The sequence below is a fragment of the Vibrio ishigakensis genome, assembly GCF_024347675.1.
GTDB classification, from domain to species: domain Bacteria; phylum Pseudomonadota; class Gammaproteobacteria; order Enterobacterales; family Vibrionaceae; genus Vibrio; species Vibrio ishigakensis.
This window is the reverse complement of record NZ_AP024882.1, coordinates 605381-626092: the sequence shown is the minus strand read 5'-3', so window position 1 is coordinate 626092 and position 20712 is coordinate 605381. Positions and strand designations below refer to the sequence as shown.

General features: G+C 46.8%; 17 protein-coding genes. 7 read left to right on the top strand and 10 right to left on the bottom strand.

Features of this window, described 5'->3' with window-relative positions; translation table 11 throughout:
* Window positions 1-3: 3 nt before the first annotated feature.
* Both ctaD and coxB read right to left on the bottom strand, forming a co-directional pair.
* A complete protein-coding gene (ctaD, locus tag Pcarn_RS16685; RefSeq protein ID WP_261837055.1) occupies window positions 4-1632 on the bottom strand; it encodes a cytochrome c oxidase subunit I in 1629 nt (542 codons plus the stop codon).
* 15 nt (window positions 1633-1647) lie between these two features.
* Window positions 1648-2802 carry a cytochrome c oxidase subunit II gene (coxB, locus tag Pcarn_RS16680; RefSeq protein ID WP_449361601.1) on the bottom strand — a complete coding sequence of 385 codons (1155 nt, stop codon included), beginning with the start codon at window positions 2800-2802 and terminating at the stop codon, window positions 1648-1650.
* Between the two features lie 388 nt (window positions 2803-3190).
* Between coxB and Pcarn_RS16675 the strand changes: the two genes are divergently transcribed.
* Window positions 3191-4828, top strand: coding sequence for a mechanosensitive ion channel family protein (locus Pcarn_RS16675; RefSeq protein ID WP_261837054.1), 1638 nt, complete (start codon window positions 3191-3193; stop codon window positions 4826-4828).
* Window positions 4829-4889: 61 nt separating this feature from the next.
* Here Pcarn_RS16675 and Pcarn_RS16670 read toward each other — a convergent pair whose 3' ends face one another.
* The gene (locus Pcarn_RS16670; protein ID WP_261837053.1) at window positions 4890-5135 is read right to left on the bottom strand and encodes a hypothetical protein; all 246 of its coding nucleotides are present in this window, start codon (window positions 5133-5135) and stop codon (window positions 4890-4892) included.
* Window positions 5136-6029: 894 nt separating this feature from the next.
* Between Pcarn_RS16670 and Pcarn_RS16665 the strand changes: the two genes are divergently transcribed.
* Together Pcarn_RS16665 and Pcarn_RS16660 are read left to right on the top strand one after the other, a co-directional pair.
* Window positions 6030-6428, top strand: coding sequence for a GFA family protein (locus tag Pcarn_RS16665; protein ID WP_261837052.1), 399 nt, complete (start codon window positions 6030-6032; stop codon window positions 6426-6428).
* A gap of 212 nt (window positions 6429-6640) precedes the next feature.
* Complete coding sequence (locus Pcarn_RS16660; RefSeq protein ID WP_261837051.1) at window positions 6641-8011, top strand: YjiH family protein; 1371 nt, start codon at window positions 6641-6643, stop codon at window positions 8009-8011.
* 49 nt (window positions 8012-8060) lie between these two features.
* Here Pcarn_RS16660 and Pcarn_RS16655 read toward each other — a convergent pair whose 3' ends face one another.
* Both Pcarn_RS16655 and Pcarn_RS16650 read right to left on the bottom strand, forming a co-directional pair.
* Window positions 8061-8903 (bottom strand): methylated-DNA--[protein]-cysteine S-methyltransferase, encoded by an 843-nt coding sequence (locus tag Pcarn_RS16655; protein WP_261837050.1) that lies wholly within the window; start codon window positions 8901-8903, stop codon window positions 8061-8063.
* Window positions 8893-9789, bottom strand: coding sequence for a DMT family transporter (locus Pcarn_RS16650; RefSeq protein WP_261837049.1), 897 nt, complete (start codon window positions 9787-9789; stop codon window positions 8893-8895). Before Pcarn_RS16650 ends, Pcarn_RS16655 begins: the two co-directional genes overlap by 11 nt.
* Before the next feature lie 269 nt (window positions 9790-10058).
* Here Pcarn_RS16650 and Pcarn_RS16645 point away from each other — a divergent pair, with 269 nt between their 5' ends.
* From Pcarn_RS16645 to Pcarn_RS16635, 3 genes are all read left to right on the top strand, one after another.
* Entirely contained in the window at window positions 10059-10619 is a 561-nt protein-coding gene (locus Pcarn_RS16645) for an outer membrane beta-barrel protein (protein ID WP_261837048.1), read from the top strand.
* 59 nt (window positions 10620-10678) lie between these two features.
* Complete coding sequence (locus Pcarn_RS16640) at window positions 10679-11638, top strand: hypothetical protein (RefSeq protein ID WP_261837047.1); 960 nt, start codon at window positions 10679-10681, stop codon at window positions 11636-11638.
* Between the two features lie 78 nt (window positions 11639-11716).
* Entirely contained in the window at window positions 11717-13786 is a 2070-nt protein-coding gene (locus Pcarn_RS16635; protein WP_261837046.1) for a YjbH domain-containing protein, read from the top strand.
* Window positions 13787-13815: 29 nt separating this feature from the next.
* On the opposite strand, the gene Pcarn_RS16630 is transcribed toward Pcarn_RS16635, so the two are convergent.
* The 5 genes from Pcarn_RS16630 to Pcarn_RS16610 form a co-directional block, all read right to left on the bottom strand.
* A complete protein-coding gene (locus Pcarn_RS16630) occupies window positions 13816-15984 on the bottom strand; it encodes a YjbH domain-containing protein (RefSeq protein WP_261837045.1) in 2169 nt (722 codons plus the stop codon).
* Complete coding sequence (locus Pcarn_RS16625; RefSeq protein ID WP_261837044.1) at window positions 15981-16733, bottom strand: capsule biosynthesis GfcC family protein; 753 nt, start codon at window positions 16731-16733, stop codon at window positions 15981-15983. The genes Pcarn_RS16630 and Pcarn_RS16625 overlap by 4 nt, the downstream gene beginning before the upstream one ends.
* A 3-nt stretch (window positions 16734-16736) precedes the next feature.
* Window positions 16737-17315, bottom strand: coding sequence for a YjbF family lipoprotein (locus Pcarn_RS16620; protein WP_261837043.1), 579 nt, complete (start codon window positions 17313-17315; stop codon window positions 16737-16739).
* Window positions 17316-17450: 135 nt separating this feature from the next.
* Entirely contained in the window at window positions 17451-17708 is a 258-nt protein-coding gene (locus tag Pcarn_RS16615) for a hypothetical protein (protein WP_261837042.1), read from the bottom strand.
* 102 nt (window positions 17709-17810) lie between these two features.
* Complete coding sequence (locus tag Pcarn_RS16610; protein WP_261837041.1) at window positions 17811-18449, bottom strand: tetratricopeptide repeat protein; 639 nt, start codon at window positions 18447-18449, stop codon at window positions 17811-17813.
* Between the two features lie 243 nt (window positions 18450-18692).
* Between Pcarn_RS16610 and Pcarn_RS16605 the strand changes: the two genes are divergently transcribed.
* Entirely contained in the window at window positions 18693-20477 is a 1785-nt protein-coding gene (locus Pcarn_RS16605) for an alpha-amylase family protein (RefSeq protein ID WP_261837040.1), read from the top strand.
* The last annotated feature ends 235 nt before the right edge of the window (window positions 20478-20712 follow it).

The window sequence follows — 20712 nt, the reverse complement described above, 5'->3', positions numbered from 1 at the left end:
CTACTACTCCACTTTTGGCGGTACGCTAAAGGTGTGGTGTGGCGCAGGGCTTGGCACCGTCCACTCGAGACCCTCCGCGCGCTCCCAAGGCTTAGCTTTAGCCTTCTCACCACCGCGAATACATTTCACCACTACCCAGAGGAACAGAAGCTGTGACAGACCGAAGGCAAAGCCACCGATAGAAACGATCTGATTCACATCAGCAAACTGGATAGCGTAATCAGGGATACGTCTTGGCATGCCCGCAAGACCTAGGAAATGCATCGGGAAGAACAATAGATTTACTGAGATGATTGAGGTCCAGAAGTGCCACAGACTAAGCTTGTGGTCATACATATTGCCAGTCCATTTAGGAAGCCAATAATAGGCGGCCGCCATAATGGAGAACACGGCTCCGGACACTAATACATAGTGGAAGTGAGCCACCACAAAATAGGTATCATGGTACTGGAAATCGGCCGGGACTATCGCCAGCATCAAACCAGAGAAGCCACCAATGGTGAAGAGCACAATAAAGGCGATAGCAAATAGCATAGGGGTTTCAAAGGTTAATGCCCCTCGCCACATGGTCGCCACCCAGTTAAACACCTTCACCCCTGTCGGCACGGCTATCAACATGGTGCAGTACATAAAGAATATCTCGGCAAACACCGGCATCCCCGTGGTGAACATGTGGTGCGCCCAAACCAAAAACGACAACAGCGCGATGGAGCAGGTTGCGTACACCATAGAGTGGTAACCAAAGAGCTTCTTACCACTGAACGCTGGAACGATAGCTGAGATGATGCCAAAGGATGGCAGAATCATGATGTACACCTCTGGGTGTCCGAAGAACCAGAAGATGTGTTGGAACATCACAGGATCGCCGCCACCAGCCGCATCAAAGAAGCTAGTTCCAAAGTACTTGTCGGTGAGCACCATGGTTACTGCACCAGCCAATACTGGCATTACCGCAATCAACAAGAAAGCGGTGATCAACCAAGTCCAAACGAATAGAGGCATCTTCATCCAGGTCATGCCAGGGGCACGCATATTGAAGATGGTTACGATAACGTTGATGGCACCCATGATGGAGCTGATACCCATGATGTGCACCGAGAATACAAACAGAGCGGTACTGTCAGGGCCATAGGTGGTGGAAAGCGGTGCGTAGAAGGTCCAACCGAAGTCAGGACCACCGCCCGGCATAAACAGCGAACTCAGTAGAATCAAGAAGGCAAACGGTAAGATCCAGAAGCTAAGGTTGTTCATCCGTGGAAGCGCCATATCCGGCGCTCCTATCATCATAGGGATCATCCAGTTGGCAAGGCCGGTAAAGGCGGGCATCACAGCACCAAATACCATGATCAAACCGTGGACTGTAGTCATCTGGTTGAAAAACTGAGGGTCGACTAATTGCAGGCCTGGTTGAAACAGCTCAGCTCGTATCACCATGGCCATAGCGCCACCGGTGAAGAACATGATTAAACTGAACCACAGATACAAAGTGCCTATGTCTTTGTGGTTAGTGGAATAGATCCAGCGAGCGATCCCTTTGGCAGGCCCATGATCGTCATGATCTGCACCGCCCCCTACATGGGTGTCATCGACCGCAGTGCTCTCGTAAGTAGAGGTTTTATCGTACTCTTTCATAGTTTCGCCCTTCCTCTATTCCCCTTGCGAGCCCATCTGTGCGTTCACATCTGATGCCTGAACCACATCTCCGGTGTTGTTCTCCCAAGCATTTCGCTCATAGGTCACAACCGCCGCAATCTCTTCTGCAGTTAACTGAGTGCCAAACGCCTGCATCGCTGTGCCACTGACGCCGTTGACGATGATATCGATGTGATTGTTGACATCACCCAACACCACAGGGCTGTCTTTCATCGCAGGGAATACATTCGTCACACCCAAGCCATTGCTCTGGTGACACACCGCACAGCGGCCTTCGTACACTTCCTTACCCTTCACCATCAATTCATCCATAGTCAGGGTAGTTTGTAGAGCCTGCTCTTGTGCGAGCTTCTGCTCTGCTAGCTCAGCTTCTTTGTTCGCAATCCAATCATCGAACTCCGCTGCCTCGACTGCGTGCACTACGATTGGCATGAAGCCGTGGTTACGACCACACAATTCAGCGCACTGACCGCGATAAATGCCTGGCTTGTCTATCTTGGTCCACGCTTCGTTGATGAAGCCCGGGATAGTATCTTTCTTCACAGCAAAATCAGGCACCCACCAAGAGTGGATAACATCGTCTGCGGTCATCAAGAATCGAATCTTCTTGCCGATTGGCAGAACGAGCGGATTGTCTACCTCAAGCAGGTAGTTTTCCCCTTTCTCGTCTGTGCCTTCGATCTGTTCATTGGAGGTGGAGAGGTAACTAAAAAACTCAACATCATGGTCGAAGTAGCTGTAGTGCCACTTCCACTGTGAGCCGGTGATTTTGACCGTAAGTTCTGATTCACTGGTGTCTTCCATCTCAATCAAGGTCTTGGTGGCGGGGATCGCCATTGCCACCAGAATCAAGATAGGGATGACGGTCCAGATAATCTCGACCTTGGTACTTTCGTGGAAGTTGGCGGCAACCGCGCCCTTGGATTTCCTGTGGGCGTAAATGGAGTAAAACATTACCCCAAACACCACCACGGCGATCGCGACACAGATGTAGAAGATGAGCATGTGCAGGTCATAGACCTTACCGCTAATCTCGGTAACACCTTTTGTCATGTTGTAAGAGGGCTCTGTTTGAGCATGTGCAGCGCCCGCAAGAGCGCACGCGCCTAGAGGCGCTATCGATACGAGCGATTTGATGTGGTCTCTCATTTGGCGTTTCACCCTCCTGGTGAGCCATGGTTTGAGGCCAGGAAGCTGACTCAATTGGGAGTCAGGACCAAGCTCAGGACGACTGATGCATTGTGCTAAGCCTCTATGCTTAGCTTCAAAACATAACTGAACCCGATTCTGCTACAGCAGAGGCGTCAGATATGCGCAACCCAAATGCTTAATGCCGACAACGGACTGACATCACTTAATGTTATTTTTATGTTAATAAATGCTAGTTTAGAATAAATATTGTTCAAGGAATCCGCCGTTTCTTTGTTCGCCAAATTTTCCTGACAATCATCTGTCAGCAAAACCGAACTTTGTTTCCTATACTCATGCTAGCCAACTCGGCATCTATTTTTTCACATAAATTCAAAGAGATACGAGCATGAAACTAGGTAGACTCCTGCTAGCGATACTGCTTCCACTTTGTATCGGTCTGGCGCACGCCGCCGATATCGATCATCTAATAAAACAGCAGACTGCAATTTCTGCTCAAGTCAAGAAGGTGAAGGCCTCAGAGAAAGAAGAAAGCCTTTTCCTTGAAGACGTTTTACGTCGTAAGAACAGCGTGCTGCGAGAGCAGATTGGAGCAGAAATCAGTGCTAAATCTGACCCAGAGAAGCTAAAGCTTTTGGTGACTGAGCAAGCCACGCTCCTGCAAGCACTCATCGATTTTTCAGAGATAAAGTCAGCGCAGTTATTTGAAGATTCACGTAGGGCAGAAGCTGCGGATAAAGCAGAACTCCAGTTCTTAGCACAGCAGAGACTCAGCACGGTAGATGTTTATTACAACGAGCTTTCTACGACCTTGGATTGGGCTAAAAGCTTGGGAATTGAGATTGACGAGACTCAATTTAAACAAGACCTAGCTACCCGTGGTGAACAATTATACGACATCGCTATCTATTTAGATTCACGTAAAAAAGCCCTAGATGAGCGCCTCAACTTCACTGCTGAAGAAGACAAAGGCAACGTGACCAAACAAACCATCGCTTTGGTTCAGCTTCAAAAGTTCCTCCTCGCGAGTCTGAACAACACTGTTAGTCTGATGGAGAAATATGGCCTAGATGTTACCGACTACAAGCAAACACTGTTTGCGATGACGGGTGATATCAATGCCGATGTACTGGATGTAAACGTGGCTTGGGGGCTTTTGAGTGAATGGATAGATTCATTTAAAGACTGGGCGCTCGACAGCACACCGTCGCTAGTAGTTAAGCTACTGGTGTTCTGTGTCATCCTTTGGATCACACGTTCACTGGCTAAGGTAGTCGCTAATCTGGTCAAAAAGAGTGTCTCGCACTCCAAGATGGATTTCAGCGTCTTGATGCAGGACTTCTTTATTTCTATCGCGTCCAAGGCAGTGACCTTTATCGGCCTATTGATTGGTCTATCACAACTGGGCATTAACCTTGGTCCACTGCTTACTGGTTTCGGTGTCGCTGGTGTCATCATTGGTTTTGCATTGCAAGATACCCTCTCCAACTTCGCATCTGGCTTGATGATACTGATCTACCGTCCATTCGATGTAAAAGACTTGGTTCAGGTAGCTGGCATCCAAGGCACTGTGAGCCATATGAGCCTAGTATCGACCACCATCCGAACCCTAGATAACCAAACACTAGTCATTCCAAACAATAAGATTTGGGGTGATGTGATCAACAACATGACCGCTGAACGTGTTCGCCGTGTGGATATGGTATTTGGTATCGCCTACGAAGACGACTTCGACTATGCGAAGAAAATTGCAATGGATGTGCTTGAAGCGAACGATATGGTTCTGAAGAAGCCTGAACCGAACGTGCGTGTTCATACCCTAAACGAATCTTCAGTAGACCTGATTGTCCGTCCTTGGGTTAAGACCGACGACTATTGGGATACCTATTGGGATGTCACCGAAGAGATCAAACGTCAGTTCGACGCGAAAGGCATTACCATCCCATTCCCACAACGAGATGTTCATCTTAATGTGGTCAATGGCAGTGCTGCAGAGATCACGACAGAGCTGAAAAACTCCGTTTAATAGACGCAAGAAACCATCCCGGAGTGTGCCGACATGCTCCGGGATTTTTAATGAAACTTTTCTAGTCGTCGCTGCTTCTAAACACCATTCCCTGGTCTAGCGAGACGCTTGAATTGTTAGTTCCTTTGTTGCTCGCACCCATCAGATAGATACTCTCACTCTCAAACAAACCGTCTTCCAAGCGCTGCAGGCGTTTCTCTTCAAAATAGTGGTCAACGTCTAACATTCGAGATTGTTTACTGTCGCTCTCTTTCGACTTTAGGTTTCTCACCGACGCAAGATAATCTATACATCCCTGAACACTCATAACTAATTTCCCCCTTAAGTTACGCAAATCTTGTATCAGATACAGCAAGCCTTTTCGCTTGTACAAACTATGCTCCCACTCAGCATATGAATTGCAATGAATAACGGTTATGAGGAAACGGATTTAACTAAGAAACGCGATCAAGATGACAAAATGTGGTGGAGAGTAAGGTGCGACTCTGGGAAGGGTTTTATCAAGAGCAGATAAAGAAAAACCCCGAAGGGCGAAAGCCCGACGGGGTTATAGTCTTACTCGCAGCAATCCGGCTACTAAAAAGTGCTCCTTGCATCTAATCCTTGATAGCCTGCTTATCCTAAGCTTATTCCTTTCTCGCCTTCCTAGCGGTGTCCAACGCCTTATCCCGGCTGACCAATGTCCTTTTTGGTGCTGCTCACTCATATCCTTGAGCGGTATCCTTTACATCATCCTGATGTTGTTCCTTTCCTCTATCCTAGAGGTGTCCATTGCGATCCTTTGCTAGCTACCATCCTAGTAACTAATGTATCCGTACAATGTCCTAAGTCCTTTTTCAATGACTATCCTAGTCATCGTCCCTCATCCTGAGGTATCCATTTCCTCGGCTTCCTGCCTACAACTAAAGTTTCGTCTTTTTCTGCTGATCTAACAATAGATGTATGGCATTCAGATAATTTATGGGATCGATAAAAACAAAAAATAACCATATATAACAATAATTTAGAGTAAGAATTCTGTTTTATTCCAGTAATAAAAGCCCCTTTTCTCACGCATTTGTAAGAGATCTCTCACAAAGCCTCTGGCAAAACGGTCGTAAATCTCACCTTACCAATGAATATGTCGCAGATTTAAACACGAGTTTGGTGCAACAAAACGCCTTTGCGCTAAGATTTCAGTAACAAAGTTCGGAGATAAACGATGACCAAAATACGCAAAGCATCCTGCAGTTGTGGCGAGGTAGAAATAGTGACCCGTGGTGAGCCAATCCGCTCAGCCCTGTGCCACTGCATTTCCTGCCAAAAGAGGACGGGGAGCGTATTCGGTGTTCAGGTAAGGTTCCTTCAGGAAAATGTTTCTATAAATGGCAATCTCAACCACTTTACCCGTATTGCGGATAGCCAGAATTCAGTAAAGCACAGCTTTTGCCCAGCTTGCGGCACTACTATGATGTTGTCGCTATCAGTGGCGCGTGAATTCGCAGTGATTCCTATGGGTGTGTTTGATGTGCAAGACTTCCCACCGCCAAGTTTCTCTGTTTACGAGCAACATAAACAAGATTGGGTAGAATTTGCCAGTCAGATGGAACACTTCAATTAAGTACGAAATATCAACATTAACCCAATCTCATTTACATAAATCTACCAATTCCGATCAGCCTCATATTACCAACTGAATACTTAAACGTGTTTAGTGAATACTATTGCCAAGAAACAATTGTGCATATATGATTCGCGCCAACTAAAATTTCAGCAAAACGAGAATACGATCTTCGTGATTCTCGAACTAATCACGTTGCTCGCGAGCGAACTATGCAAAACAACAGCACAACACAATCAGAAGCGCCAAAAAAAGCGAATTTCTGGAAGTTCTTTATCCCGTCTGTGATCGGTCTATTCCTGTTTATGGCACCGATCAGCTATAACGACTCACTGACTATCCCAGTGGCCGTTCTAGCTAAGACATTGCAATCTGTACTAGAAACGCATCTTGTAACTATCGTTACCCTTGTTATTGCGCTTATGGCAGCGGCATCCCTTGCCTGCAAAGTAAAGAACCCTGAATTTATTGAACGCAGCCCGTTCCTTAATAGCCTATTCAACCCATCGCCACTATGGCTAGCCGTACGTGTAATCGGTGGTATCGCGGTAGTGATGACTTACTTCCAAGTGGGTCCTGAAGCGGTTTGGGAAGAGAACACTGGTGGTCTGGTTCTAGACGGTCTTCTGCCAACTCTGTTCTCAGTGTTTATCTTCGCGGGCTTGCTGCTTCCTTTCCTACTGAACTTTGGTCTGCTTGAACTATTCGGCACCCTGCTTAGTAAGGTAATGCGTCCTATCTTCAACCTTCCTGGTCGCTCTGCAATCGACTGTATCGCTTCATGGTTGGGTGACGGCAGTGTTGGTATCCTGATGACCAGCAAGCAGTATGAGAACAACTTTTATACCCAGCGTGAAGCTGCGGTTGTGGGTACTACCTTCTCAGCTGTATCTATTACTTTCAGCCTTGTGGTTATCGCTCAGGTTGAGTTGGAGCACCTGTTCCTACCTTTCTATGGCGCTATCTGTCTTGCAGGTCTGGTTGCGGCGATCATCATTCCTCGTCTTCCACCACTTAGCCGTAAGAAAGACCTATTTATCGATGGCACAGCTCCTCACCATGAGCACAACGCTATCCCAGCAGGTCACTCGACCTTCTCTTGGGGTATGGAGCTAGCACTGACTAAAGCGGCACAAGTGAAGTCTGTTAAATCAGTTGCTCAAGAAGGCGTTAAGAATGCTGTAGACATGGTATTTGGCGTACTACCTGTGGTTATGGGTCTAGGTACCATTGCGCTGGTTATCGCAGAATACACTTCAGTATTTGCCATCCTAGGTAAGCCATTTATTCCTTTCCTAGAGCTTCTAGCCATCCCAGAGGCGGCGGCAGCATCACAAACTATCGTGGTTGGTTTTGCGGATATGTTTATCCCATCAATCCTAGCGGCATCTATCGATAGCGAGCTGACTCGTTTTGTTATTGCAGCTATGTCTGTTACTCAGCTTATCTATATGTCTGAGGTGGGTGCACTGCTATTAGGTAGTAAGATCCCAGTAAATATTGGTGAGCTATTTATCATCTTTATCCTGCGTACCATTATCACGCTTCCAGTGATTGCAGGTGTTGCCCACCTTATCTTCTAAGTTAGCAAGACAAACATGAAAATGCCCCGAACAATTTCGGGGCATTTTTTTATCCAGCGGTTGGAGCAGATTCCCAGCTTTGGATAGCAAGCTTTCGGCTTGCTCCCCATCTAAATTGCCCTACCTCTCCATCTCCCCGAATCACACGATGACAAGGAATCAAAAAGCCGATGTTGTTGTTGGCAAGTGCTGTGCCTACTGCTCTTGATGCCTTGGGTGAATCTATCTTCTTGGCTATTTGGCCGTAAGAATAAAGCTCACCAGGCTGGCTGTTGATAAGCGCTTCCCAGACCTTAATCTGGAAGTTACTCCCTTTAACTAGCAGGTTTAACCTCTCAGGTGTATGCCCTTTTTCTGATGGGAATATCTTGTCTGCGATAAATTGCGCATCAGACAACTGGAAACTCGCCAATGGCCATTGCTCCCGAAGGTGGGTTTCTTTGAGCTTGATATCTTGATCAACAAACTGCAAATAACAGATGCCGCGTTTGGTCCACCCTATCAAAGCCTGACCAAAGGGCGTTACAGCCACCCCATATTCAATAACCAGTTTGTCACCCAAGCTTTGAATCTCACCCGGAGTCATAGCCTCACAGGTGACCATAAGGTCATGCAAACGACCAGTACCGGAGAGCCCTACTTCATGGGCAACGTCAAGCAGCGAGTCAGACTGTCTCAACATTTGCATTGCATGTTGCTTAGTCAAAGACTGCATAAAGCGCTTGGGAGATATCCCAGCCCACTGCACAAACAAGCGTTGCAAATGATATTCACTCATATGAACCGACTCTGCGACCTCAGCTAAACTAGGTTGATTCAAAGTATTATCACGGATGAACTCGATAGCACGCTTGACCACATCATAGTGGCGCTCTGTTTCATTAAGATTCATTGCGCGCAGTCCTCGACATCACAAAGGATTTAATAGAAAAGCCCGTTACCAACATAGTGCCGCCAACTACAAATACAGCCCCCAATACAGTATTCCAACCAACCTGTTCATTCAAAAACAGGTTGCCCCACAAGATGCCAAATAAAGGGATTAGGAAGGTAACAGAGAGCGCAGACGCAGCGCCAATGTCTTCAATTAATCGGAAGTAAAGCAGATAAGCCAAACCAGTACAGACAACCCCAAGGGCAATCACAGACACAGAAATAGTCAGAGTCGGCTCTTCTCGCATCGGCATCAGAGGCAGTAACGGCAAAACGATTAGGCTCGCCATCCACATACTGCCATGCGCATTGTTAAACGAAGATATCTTCGGCGCGTTCTTGGCATAATTACTGGCAATACCGTAGCAACAGGCTGCCATTACCCCAGCCAGCATCGCCCAACCCGAGCCATCACCTAGGTTAGTCTTATCGACACCGACCAAGATAATCACCCCAATAACACCGGACATCAAACCAAACACAGCTTTAAGGCTCGGCAGAGTTCGTGTCCAAATAATCGCAATCGCCGCCCCCCAGATCGCTGCTGTAGAGTTCAAGATAGAAAGCACAGATGCGGGTAGAGTCTGAGCTGCATAGGCAAATAACAAAAACGGAAGCGCCGTATTGAACAGACCAATAATAAAGAAGTGCTTTCTATGCGCTATCAAAGGCAGGCTACGTTTGAAGTAAATCGCCACAGCAAGAAGACTGATTGCCGCTAGAGCTACCCTAGCCTCAATAAGATAGGCAGGACCCAAAGCATTCGCCGACATTCGCATAAACAAGAAAGAGCCACCCCATATCGCTGCAAGAGAGATAAGACGCAACATACTGGCAAGATTCACACTGTTTTCCTCGATATTTCTGATACTTAAAGTTTGTAAGAGGACCTAGTTTCAAGCAACCCGATTCTTGCTCTCATTCATTCAAGACAAGAAAAGTTCAATAACGACATTCAACAAAATGATGCATAGATCACAATAACAACACAAAGCCAACAACCTTAGATAAATAGTAAACAAACTGTAAAGTCTTATACAGAACAATATGTTAGGTTAAATATTGAACTCACTAACAACGGTTCTTTTTTAAAGCTAGAAAAGGAAATCAGCCAATGAAAAAAATAACCTTAGCTGTTCCATTAATGTTGGCCATCTCATCAACAGCATTCGCTGCTGAAACTGACAGTACCTTCTCTCCACATTACTACGGTGGTCTGAAATTTGGTTCAGCTAACTTTGGAAGTCTCGGCTCTGCAGTAACTGACGTCACTGGCGTTGACGACTCTGACTTCTCTTGGGGTGCATTTGTAGGCATGCAAGCTCTACCGTGGCTAGCGGTGGAATTGGGCTATCATGATCTTGGTGAAGCAGACCTAAAAGACGTTTCTGGTAGTTACGACGCTCAAGTTATCAACCTAACCGCAAAAGCCTCTTATGAGATTGTTGAGAAACTGTCTATCTTTGGTAAGGCAGGGACACAATGGTTCGACTGGAATGCAAATGGCTCTGGTGTTTATGAGAGCGAAAACGGTTGGACCCCGCACCTTGGTGCCGGCTTAGAGTATCAGTTCCACAAGAATTGGTCAGGCGCTCTTGAGTACACTTGGTACAACGACATCGGTGGACCTGATATCGATTATTTCGGGATTTCAGTGGCCTATCACTGGCACTAATGTGAAGTAAACCTTTTTCGAATTGTCCACGAGACAGTTATTTCACACAGGAGGATACTGTGAAATATAAAATTCTAACTTTAGCTGTGAGCGCGGGATTGCTAGTAGCTTGCGGCAGTGATAACGAAAACCGAGTCGAGCCTCAGTCGACACCATTACAAGCCTTCGATGGAGCAGTTCGTTACCTCGATGCTTACATCGATTGTGGCAATGGCTTAGATTACATTGGAGAAACCGGCGGTAACGGTACTATCAATATTGGGGTTGGTAACTTCCCACTGTTTGACGAAGACCCGGCTCAGTGTTTCTTTGAATTTGGTGAGAATCTTACCGGCGCTGGTGGTACACGTGCCGCAATCGATGAAAGTAACGGTAAAGACATGACCAATGTTCGTTATATCGTGCCTTCTCAGTTGATGACTTCTGGTCAAGCCATTGCAGCGACACCATACTCGACGCTTGTTGCTCTGAAAATCGCTGAAGCGGAGGAAAAAGGCGAACCAGTGGACGTGGATGCATTTCTTGAAGAAGCGTTTGCGGAGACTATCCCTGGCGGTACAGAGCTTACCGCGGCGCAGCGTCAGCAATTCCTGACCGATCCGCAATCAGTTCTAAGTGGCCTGAGTGCAGAAGATTCTAAGAACCTACAAGCTTCAACTATGATCCTTTCTGATGCTATCGCAAGTCAGGTAGATGGTATTGATAATGGAACTGTTGATTCATCAGCACTACAAACCGCAACGAAAAAATCAGCAGAGGTTTTAGCTGAAGATCCCGACTTCCCGACTACAACTGATGCCGATGGAAATGTTGTACCTACATACGTAGATATGGCATCGGTATTCAACTCTCCTAGTGACCCTGACGATCCAAATAGTCCACCAGTATTTGAACAAGCTGCTGACCCAGAAGATACAACACCTCCTCCTGTCCCACCACCGGAAGAGGGTGAAGAACAAGAACCAATCCCTGAAGAGGAACTTCCACCACCAACCGGCGGTGGCGGTACTACAGGCTAACAGCCAACAATCACAACGCCTCCACATGAGGCGTTGTTTGTCTCTCTTTTCTTTGCAACCTAGGATATGGATGTTCCTATGCGCACACCTGTTTCACGAGCCCTCTCACTCTCGCTCGTCACCGCTTTCAGTTACCCAGCTATGGCAAAGGTCGATATATTGCCATCACAACAAGGCTTCAGTGGTCTAATCTTCACACCCAATGCGCAAACCCTAGAAACGGGCCGAGGCAGTGCTCAATTTGGCCAGGGCGTTCCCTACCGTGGAGCTATTGCCGAGCTTGACCATTGGTACGTAAATGCTGGGGTGTTCCCACACCTTGAAGTAGGTGGTCGTATCGTTACTGATACCTACGACTGTAATGGCTATTTCGAGTCCGGCTGTGGCATCCGCGACCTGTCAGCCACCACCAAATTCCAGCTTCCCTATCTCGAGGAGTGGACCGGATTCAACCTAGCATTCGGTGCCCAGGATATAGGCGGAGCGGCCAGCAACTTCGATGCCTACTTCGTGGTAGCCGATACCGAGATCGATGCGTTTAATCTTCGCTTGAGCGGCGGTTACGGTAAGTCTGACTTGAGCCTAGGTGTACTCGATGGTCCTTTTGCTGGTGCAGAGTGGCAACCCTTTGATTTTGTTCAGCTAACGGGTGAGTACGACGCCCAAGAATTCAATGCCGCTGTTCGTCTAATAACGCCTCAGGATATGCTGCCATACGGTGCTCAACTAGCGGCTCAGTATCAACTCTATTCTGGTCATGAGAATCAAGACCAAACCCTATGGGGTGTAAGTGCTTCAGTTCCTTTCTTTGGAGATACCTTCACCCGTAAAAAATACTCAGACATCAAGCCAAACGCCCAAACTCAACTTGAAACTGAGCTCGCCAAAGCTGAAGCAAGTAGCCTTACTCAGCTTATTGGTCAGCTAGAAAAAGAGGGCTTTGTAAACATTCGAGTTGGTTCTAATCTAGACACCTTGGTTATTGCCCTCGAAAGTAAGCGCTACCAGCACAACCCTATGGATGGTGCAGGCGTGGCTCTAGGTATTATCTCTGCAAATTCTGGCGAAGACTTGTTCTCTGAATTGCCTCGAGGCTCTAACAGTGCCCAGAAGATTGAGTTGGTTCTTTTGCAGAACAAGATCCCTATGCTCGCCATCAATACCGAGCTTAACTGCTATCGAGATTTCCTAAAAACCGGTGCTGAATGTAGCCAAGTTGAATTCTCAAACGAAGGGCTGAATGCCAAACTAGAGCAAACAAACTGGCGCTATGAAACCGTTAACGATGGCTTTGGCTACAGCGAGCTTATTTTCTCTCCAGTGATGAACTACGCGGTTGCCACAGAGTATGGTTTCTTCGACTATTCAATAGGTCTTGGAACTAACCTGTATACGCCACTATGGAAAGGTGCCGCAATCGATATTCGCCACATACTGCCTATCGCAAATAGTGACGATTATGATGATGGCTACTACGCACCAGACGCGCTAGAGAACGAGATAGACCGAGCGCTTGTGCATCAGGCCTTTCGCCTGCCAGCAGACCTAATGACTCAATTCAGCCTTGGTTTGGTGCGCAGTGACTACTACGGCGGTCAAAACGAGACCCAGTGGTACAGCCAATCAGGTATGCACAACCTTGGCTTTGAGGTTGGCTATTTTGATGCAGATAACAGCACTGAGGATGCAAAAACCCCTATGCTTGCCCATTATCGACTGTCAGTGGCACAGTGGAACTGGCAAATGCAGGTTCAAGGTGGTGAGTTCTGGGGTGGAGATCAGGGCGTTAAGGCAACCTCTAGCCACTGGCTTGGTGATACTCGATTAGATGCGACCTATCTAAACAGCGAGCGCGAGCAATTCGTTACCCTGAATGTCTCTATCCCACTGACCTTCTGGCGCGGTATGAATCCAGAGTACCTGACGGTTCGTGGTGTCAGCGAGTGGAACTTCGGTGTTCAGACGCGCGTTGGTGATACTCGAAACGAGCTCAACACTGGTCTTGGTCAAACAGCGAATAACTACCACAACCTAGACAGACAATACTTCGATAGAGCTAGGCTCAACCCGAACTACTTCGACAGCAATCCAATTCGTCTGCGTAATGCTTATATGCGCTATCTAGACGAGGTGGTTTACGAAAACTAACCTGTTGACCCTAAATACCCCTTAGCTTACTAAGGGGTATTTCTTTGTGCAGGTCTTTGATACCAAGAACTTCGCGCATCCGTCACGTCGAACAGTTGATACTTGCGCTTGAGCATCTGCCCGCCATCACGGGTAATAGGTTGCCAGCTAAATGAAGCTCGATTGCCACTTGGTTTCACCGTCATCACATCAAAGGGTACCGAGATATAAAAGCCCTTAGTGAAGCTTCCTTCTCCGTATTCTTCAGGGGTTAGATCGGTAATACTGGCAAACACTCCTGCAATCACCCCGCTATCAAACTGTTTAGAGAAATCGATACGAGCACCGATATCTCCAGCTAAGAACTCACCAGCACCTACTTTAAGCAAAGTATCATCTAGCCATGACCACTGTGGCATGTAGTAAGCGGTTAAGAAACCAGTAGTGCCTTTATCAACCACGTTGTAATAACGCTGATCAGCCTCGCTAAACTGCCTTGAATCTTCAAATACACCAAACCAAGACTCTGGGTCACGTTGAGCAATAAAGTTAAAATCTGCACCGATTGCCCAGCTGGCATTAACCGGGCGATAAAGCACCTCTGCACCTACACCAGCGAACATGGTCTCGAGATACCCACCGTAGCCTTGGAAGAACCAGTTGTCGCCAAAGTCCTCGAACCAGGTCAATTGCAGGTTATTCATGCGAAGGGCGCTTTCATCAACATAAGCCCTAAATAGGGTCCGCACCCTTGGCACATCGGTGCCATCTGGCGGTGCTATGTAATTGAACTTGTCGTAATTATCGATGAGGTTGAGATACAAAGAACCGCTAGCTTGTAGGTTGCGGGTTAGCCAAAAGCTTGCCTCCGCATTCACACCAATACTGTACAGATAAAAACTCTCCGCCGAGCCAAACGACTGTACCAATTGCGGTGAAAAGGCATAATCAAAGCGGTCAAACTCCTCATACTCTGACAAACCTTTTCGCCTTAAAACTGGGTAGGACTTTTCTCCTTGAGAGAAATCCGCATCTAGGCTCTGCTGGGTTTTGTAGGCAAGATAAGACTGACGGTCTATCTCTGCTTGAGTCACTGCTAGAGACTCTTTGGTTTCTATGATGTGATAAGACTTAATACTTTCAGGCGTGTGATTGGCGATAACCGTAGAGGCGCGAGACCTTGCTTTTGTGCGGTCGCGATACTTGCTTTGTTCAGCCACGACCACCAGCGTATCTTGTTCCAATTCTATGTGGGAGACCTTGTATCCCGCCACATCGTAAAGGTCCTGAGCTAGCCTCGAATAGTCGGTTGTTTTATTCGAACCATTAGGACGCAACTCTGGTTCAGGCTCATCGAGCCAAGTAGCGTAAAGGTCATTGAAATTAGTGGTTAGAGTTAGACCCGCAGTGAAAGTATCCCCACGTTCGTAGCTCATTCGAAGATGAGCCCAATCTTGGTGTTTATAAACAAGGCCAAAGTTGACGGGAATATGTTGAGTCATATCCGCCCTACCGCGAACTACAGGGGCATCTTGCGAGTAATCGTTAGTATCGTATTCTACTTTGATTGAAAGGGGCTGAAACGGCGTTTGGTACTCGATCCCAGCGTAGATAGAAGCAGGGCCAGTAAACCATCTATCTGCATCGAACTGCCCACCGTTGCCGCTGAAACCTTGTGGTCTAGAACAGAACCTGTCGGCGATGGAACACATAGGGTTGGAGATATTTCCGCTCTGTCCCAGATAGCCCCACCCTATACCTACAGTGGCATCGAGTGGACCAAAGCGTTTAGTCGCGGCTAGAAATTCTCCATCAAATAAACCGGTACCACCAAAATCCCGAAAGCCTAGAGAAACCTCAGGAATGTACCGACTCTCCTTTAACAGCCGCACCTTAAAGTCGATACCTTTATCTGCCAACTCATTGTCGCCACTAAAATCTAGGTCACCACTGTATAGCAGGTCTTGAACCAAGGTGTAGCGAATACTCGCCTCCAACCAAGGCATCACTTGCAAACTAATGCTGTACCAATGGTATTCGTTGTTCCAGGTACCATTAAAGCTAAACTGCCCCTCTCTTGCCATTCGCCCTGTGGGCATCTGCATTAATCCCACACCACCAAAATCCGACTGGGAGGGTTCAAGCTTTGCAGAATAAAACTCATCAGCACTAATAGTCATTGGAGCTAGACATACAGCTATAAAGGCGGTCCTTTTCATAGACCCACCTTGTGTACGAGTAACTCAGCAATTTGCCGATTCAGTTCTTCATTTTCATTCCAAAGGCTACTTAGACCGACAAAAACAATCGCTCCGGGAGCAAGGTACGTTTCTTTGCTATTCCACCATCCAAACCCCATTTCAACGACTTTTCCATCGGGTTGAATAGCAAAGGCCTCGGTTTTATTTGCGCCATCAAGAAGAACAATTCCATGCTCGTCTAGATAGTCAGTGAGTTGAAAATGGGGTTCAAAGGTCAACTTTCCCGGTCTATCAACAGCGCCTATTAAGGTGATGTGCTCAGTCCGCGGGAATGCGTACACCTCAAACTTAGACTGACCTAGATAGGTGAGCATAGGGTCGCTCATCGGACGCACTCTTGCCCAGTCATAATCCAGGTTGAGCAGTATCCGGCTTTTGAATTGAAAGCCAGTCAGTTGCTCAAGAATCGTCTGCGAGGCTTGATTAAGCGCTGTGTAGTTAGGTTTATTCTTTCGTTGAACAAGCTCCGATTCTATCTCTTGAAATAGCTCTTCTACCTCTGCTTGCTTACTTGGATCAGCTAGAAACAAGCCTAAGGAGTATCGCTCAGGCACCACACCATGGACATCTATCAGAATTTGGCTGAGCCTAGTCTTTTCCGTGTACTGCAGAGCCTTATTCTGCAATGGGAGTTCTACGACTAACTCTACTGCGAAGAGATGAGTGCTAACAAATAGGCTTATCATCCATGATAAAAATCGTCCCATCGGCTATCCAAAATCCTTTATCAGCAGAAGTTCTATCTTGTGCATATCCGGACCTAGATATTGAACGGTTTTTATCACCCGCCCCTTCTTGTTAATCCAATAGTGATTCTCTATGCTCTCGTCCAATTGCGCGAACTTAACAGTCTCTATGTAGTGCTCTGTCTTGAAGTCCTGCAATGGCGTTTCAACTAGCTCACTAGCAATCCTCTCTCTAGAGATTGCTGCGGTGTAGCCGTAGCGATAGCCAGGTTGCCAATCATAACTGGCTCTATCGGAATCAAGCGTTAGGCCTGCTAAATTGGCATCTGGAAGGGCAAGGGTCTTAACGATACGACCTTCGAGGGTAACGATCATGGCTCTGTCTGCCGACATCCATTTCAACAGCTGTTTTCCCGTTAATGGGTCGGTTTCAGCAAATGCCAGCACCATGTGGATCTGGCGTCCGTCATCCACACGAGCATAGAGGCTAGCATAGGGAGAGGCTCGCAATTCTTGCTCTGAAAGCTGTATATCTTTCTCTCCGAATACCGCATTGTCTACCGTTGCCCCGAGGTCTTTAAACTTTTGGGTACAAGCAGACACAGGCAAGACTAGTAGGCAGACAAAAAGAGCTCTTCGAGTGGAAAGAGTGGAGTGTTTGAGAACAGCGAAGAGTTTAAAAAATTCTTCCATGCAACAGGCACAAAAAAGCCACCAAAATCTTGGTGGCTCTAAGGTTTATTCTACATCTATGGTGGTAGATGGGGAGTCATCACCTGCATCGGCTATTGCTATGCCACCAACAATTACCACGGCACTCACAGCAACTACTGCACCCACTACAGACCCAGTAGCGACACCTGCAGCTCCTGCTCCCGCAGCCGCTCCAGTTGCTGGAGCTGAACCTGTTGCTGCTCCTTCTGCAGCCACCTCTTCAGCTGCATGAGCCATTCCTAGGCTGCTCGCCAAAGCGAGCGCTAAAGCTAGCTTCTTCATCTCGATTCCTTCTGATCTAACAGGGCACAACCTTTGCCCCTACTCATTTTTCTTTCTCAACCTCGAAAAGTATAGACCGCGAATAAGCAGTTCGCAGACCTTCTATTTGGACTCATCCTCTATATTGCCATCCGCTCTATCCATCCACATTTTGGCAGTTTCTTTATTAGAAAATGGGTTTTCTGGCGACTTGTACCATTCAGCTAAAAACATCTGAGCACGAACACAGCGCTTCGAAGCAGCATGTTCGATAAGCTCTAAACCTCTGTCCATATTGCTTCGGATGCCATAGCCTTCAAACAGTGCCAAGCCCTGTTCAAACTCGGCTTGTTCATCACCTTTTGCAGCTTCTAGTGCGTTTTTCCAATAACGGTATTTATCTTGCGCCACTATCTCTTCGTCGGAGCTTTCACAGACTCGAACAAAACCTTTAATACCTTCCATGTCATCTTGTTCGGCAGCACGTTCATACCAGAAAAGGGCTTCTTTGGGATTGGATTTCTCACTTTCTCTCGCGAGTTCAAGTTGGGCAGATACTAATCCTTCACTGGCTAGAGCTAGCTTTTCATTGTGGAGACGTACGCGTTCTGCAGCCGCCTTTTTTAGCCTCTGCTCTGTTTCGATTTCACTACGCTTTAGACGCTCTGCCCTGTAGGCAAAGAATCTACCTATGGTGAAAAACAGTGCCACGAAACCGGCAATAGCACCAATCGTATATACAATTTCAGTTGTTGCATCCATACAACCACCGCTGTTCCTCACCTTGAGTGCACTGTTTCTGCCTCAAGGATGAATGCCAAATACTCGCGAGATTCGACTCGCTTTCCTAGGAACGAAACAAAAAATACGTTTACCCAAAAGTATTATAGTTCAAGATCACAGTTTCGATTTCTACGCCCCTTTTATCTGAACCAAGGGTGACGCTCACTGACAAACAGATGAATAACATCAAACACATTCAACTCACCTATTGGAAACTCAGCGATGTCTCATCAGAAGTTCAATGTTTATCAAGTATTTACTCGTCTGTTCGGTATAACTAACACCGAATTCCAACCTTGGGGAACCGCGCAGCAAAACGGCGTGGGCAAGTTCAGTGATTTCACTGACAAGGCGCTACAAGAGATTCAAAAATTAGGCATAACTCACATTTGGTACACTGGCGTACCACACCATGCGGTAATTGCCGACTACGCCGAGTTTGGTATCAACAACGACCACCCATCGGTAGTGAAAGGCCGCGCAGGCTCTCCTTATGCGGTAAAGGATTACTACTCAGTCAACCCTGATCTAGCCGATAACCCAGCCAAGCGTCTTCAAGAGTTTGAGCAACTAATTGAGCGCACTCACAAGTCAGATATGAAGGTGATCATCGACATCGTGCCTAACCATGTGGCGCGTCGTTACGAAGGGAAAAACAACCCTGAGGGCGTAACAGATTTCGGCGCCGAAGACGATACCAACGTTGTTTATCACAGAGACAACAACTTCTACTACATTCCAGAGCAAGGCTTTGAACTACCTGATATTCCTCAGGAATTCACACCTCTCGGTGGCGAAGCACACCCAGACCTAGTAGAGCCTTTCAAAGAATTCCCAGCCAAGTGGACAGGTAACGGCAGTCGCCTAGCCAAGCCAGAGTTAGATGATTGGTACGAAACGGTCAAAGTAAACTACGGCATCAAACCAGACGGCAACAAAGACTTCGATGAACTGCCTGCAGACTACGCAGAGAAAGATTTCAAAGAGCACTTTGAGTTTTGGAAAGACAAGTCAGTTCCTAGCTCTTGGATCAAGTTCAGAGACATCGCTCTTTACTGGCTAGACAAAGGTGTTGATGGTTTCCGCTACGACATGGCTGAAATGGTGCCAGTAGAGTTCTGGAGCTTTATGAACTCAAGCATCAAGATGAAGAATCCAGATGCCTTCCTGATGGCTGAGGTTTACCAACCAGACCTTTATCGTGACTATATCCACCTAGGTAAGATGGACTATCTATACGACAAGGTAGACCTGTACGATACAGTGAAACTGATCATGCAAGGTAAAGCATCTACTGCGACTATCGACCCTATTCAGCAACAGATGTTGGATATCGAACATCACATGCTGCACTTCCTAGATAACCACGATGAGCAGCGCGTTGCTCATCCAGAGTTTGCAGGAGATGCTGAACTAGGTCGCCCAGCCATGCTAGTGAGTGCTCTGCTAAGCAGTGCACCAACCATGATTTACTTTGGGCAAGAAGTGGGTGAACCTGGGTTTGAAGATGCAGGCTTTGGTAAACCAAGCCGCACCTCTATCTTTGACTACATCGGTGTTCCGCATCACCAACGTTGGATGAACCAAGGTGAATTCGATGGTGGTCAACTAACAAAGCAAGAGAAGCAACTGCGTGAGTTCTACCAAGAACTGTTGACCTTTAGTTTACAGTGTAAATCTCTAACCGGTGACTTCGAGCCTCTTTATCCGCACAACCAAGGGAGCCTAGGTGAAGCGGCTGACCAGGTTTATCTATTTGCTCGTACCAGTGAAGACAACAAAGAGTTTGTCATCGCTGCAACCAACTTCAGCACAGAGCAAAGCTACCAAACTGAGATAGAAATACCTCAATCTCTAGTAGCTAAATGGAGACTGGAAGATGGTGAGTATGAACTGAAGCAGAACATTGGTGAAGCGCAAAGCCATACGCTGAGAGTTCAAGATGGCATAGGTATGCTTAGTCTGGATTTACCGCCATTAGCGACATTGGCTCTCACTAGAAGCTAACTAAAAGTGCAAAGAGCTCCAATTGGAGCTCTTTTTTATTTGATAATAGATAAAAAAAACCAGGGTCTAAGCCCTGGTTAACAAGTTAACAAAAATGAACAACACTAAGGTTTGGAGTTAACAGTATTTACATAGGATTTTGGATACATTGATTCTAAGAACTCAACGAACCAAGCAAAGTAAACAATCGAATTACATATAAACCGTTTCTAGTTTCTTTTATTTTTTGAACCGG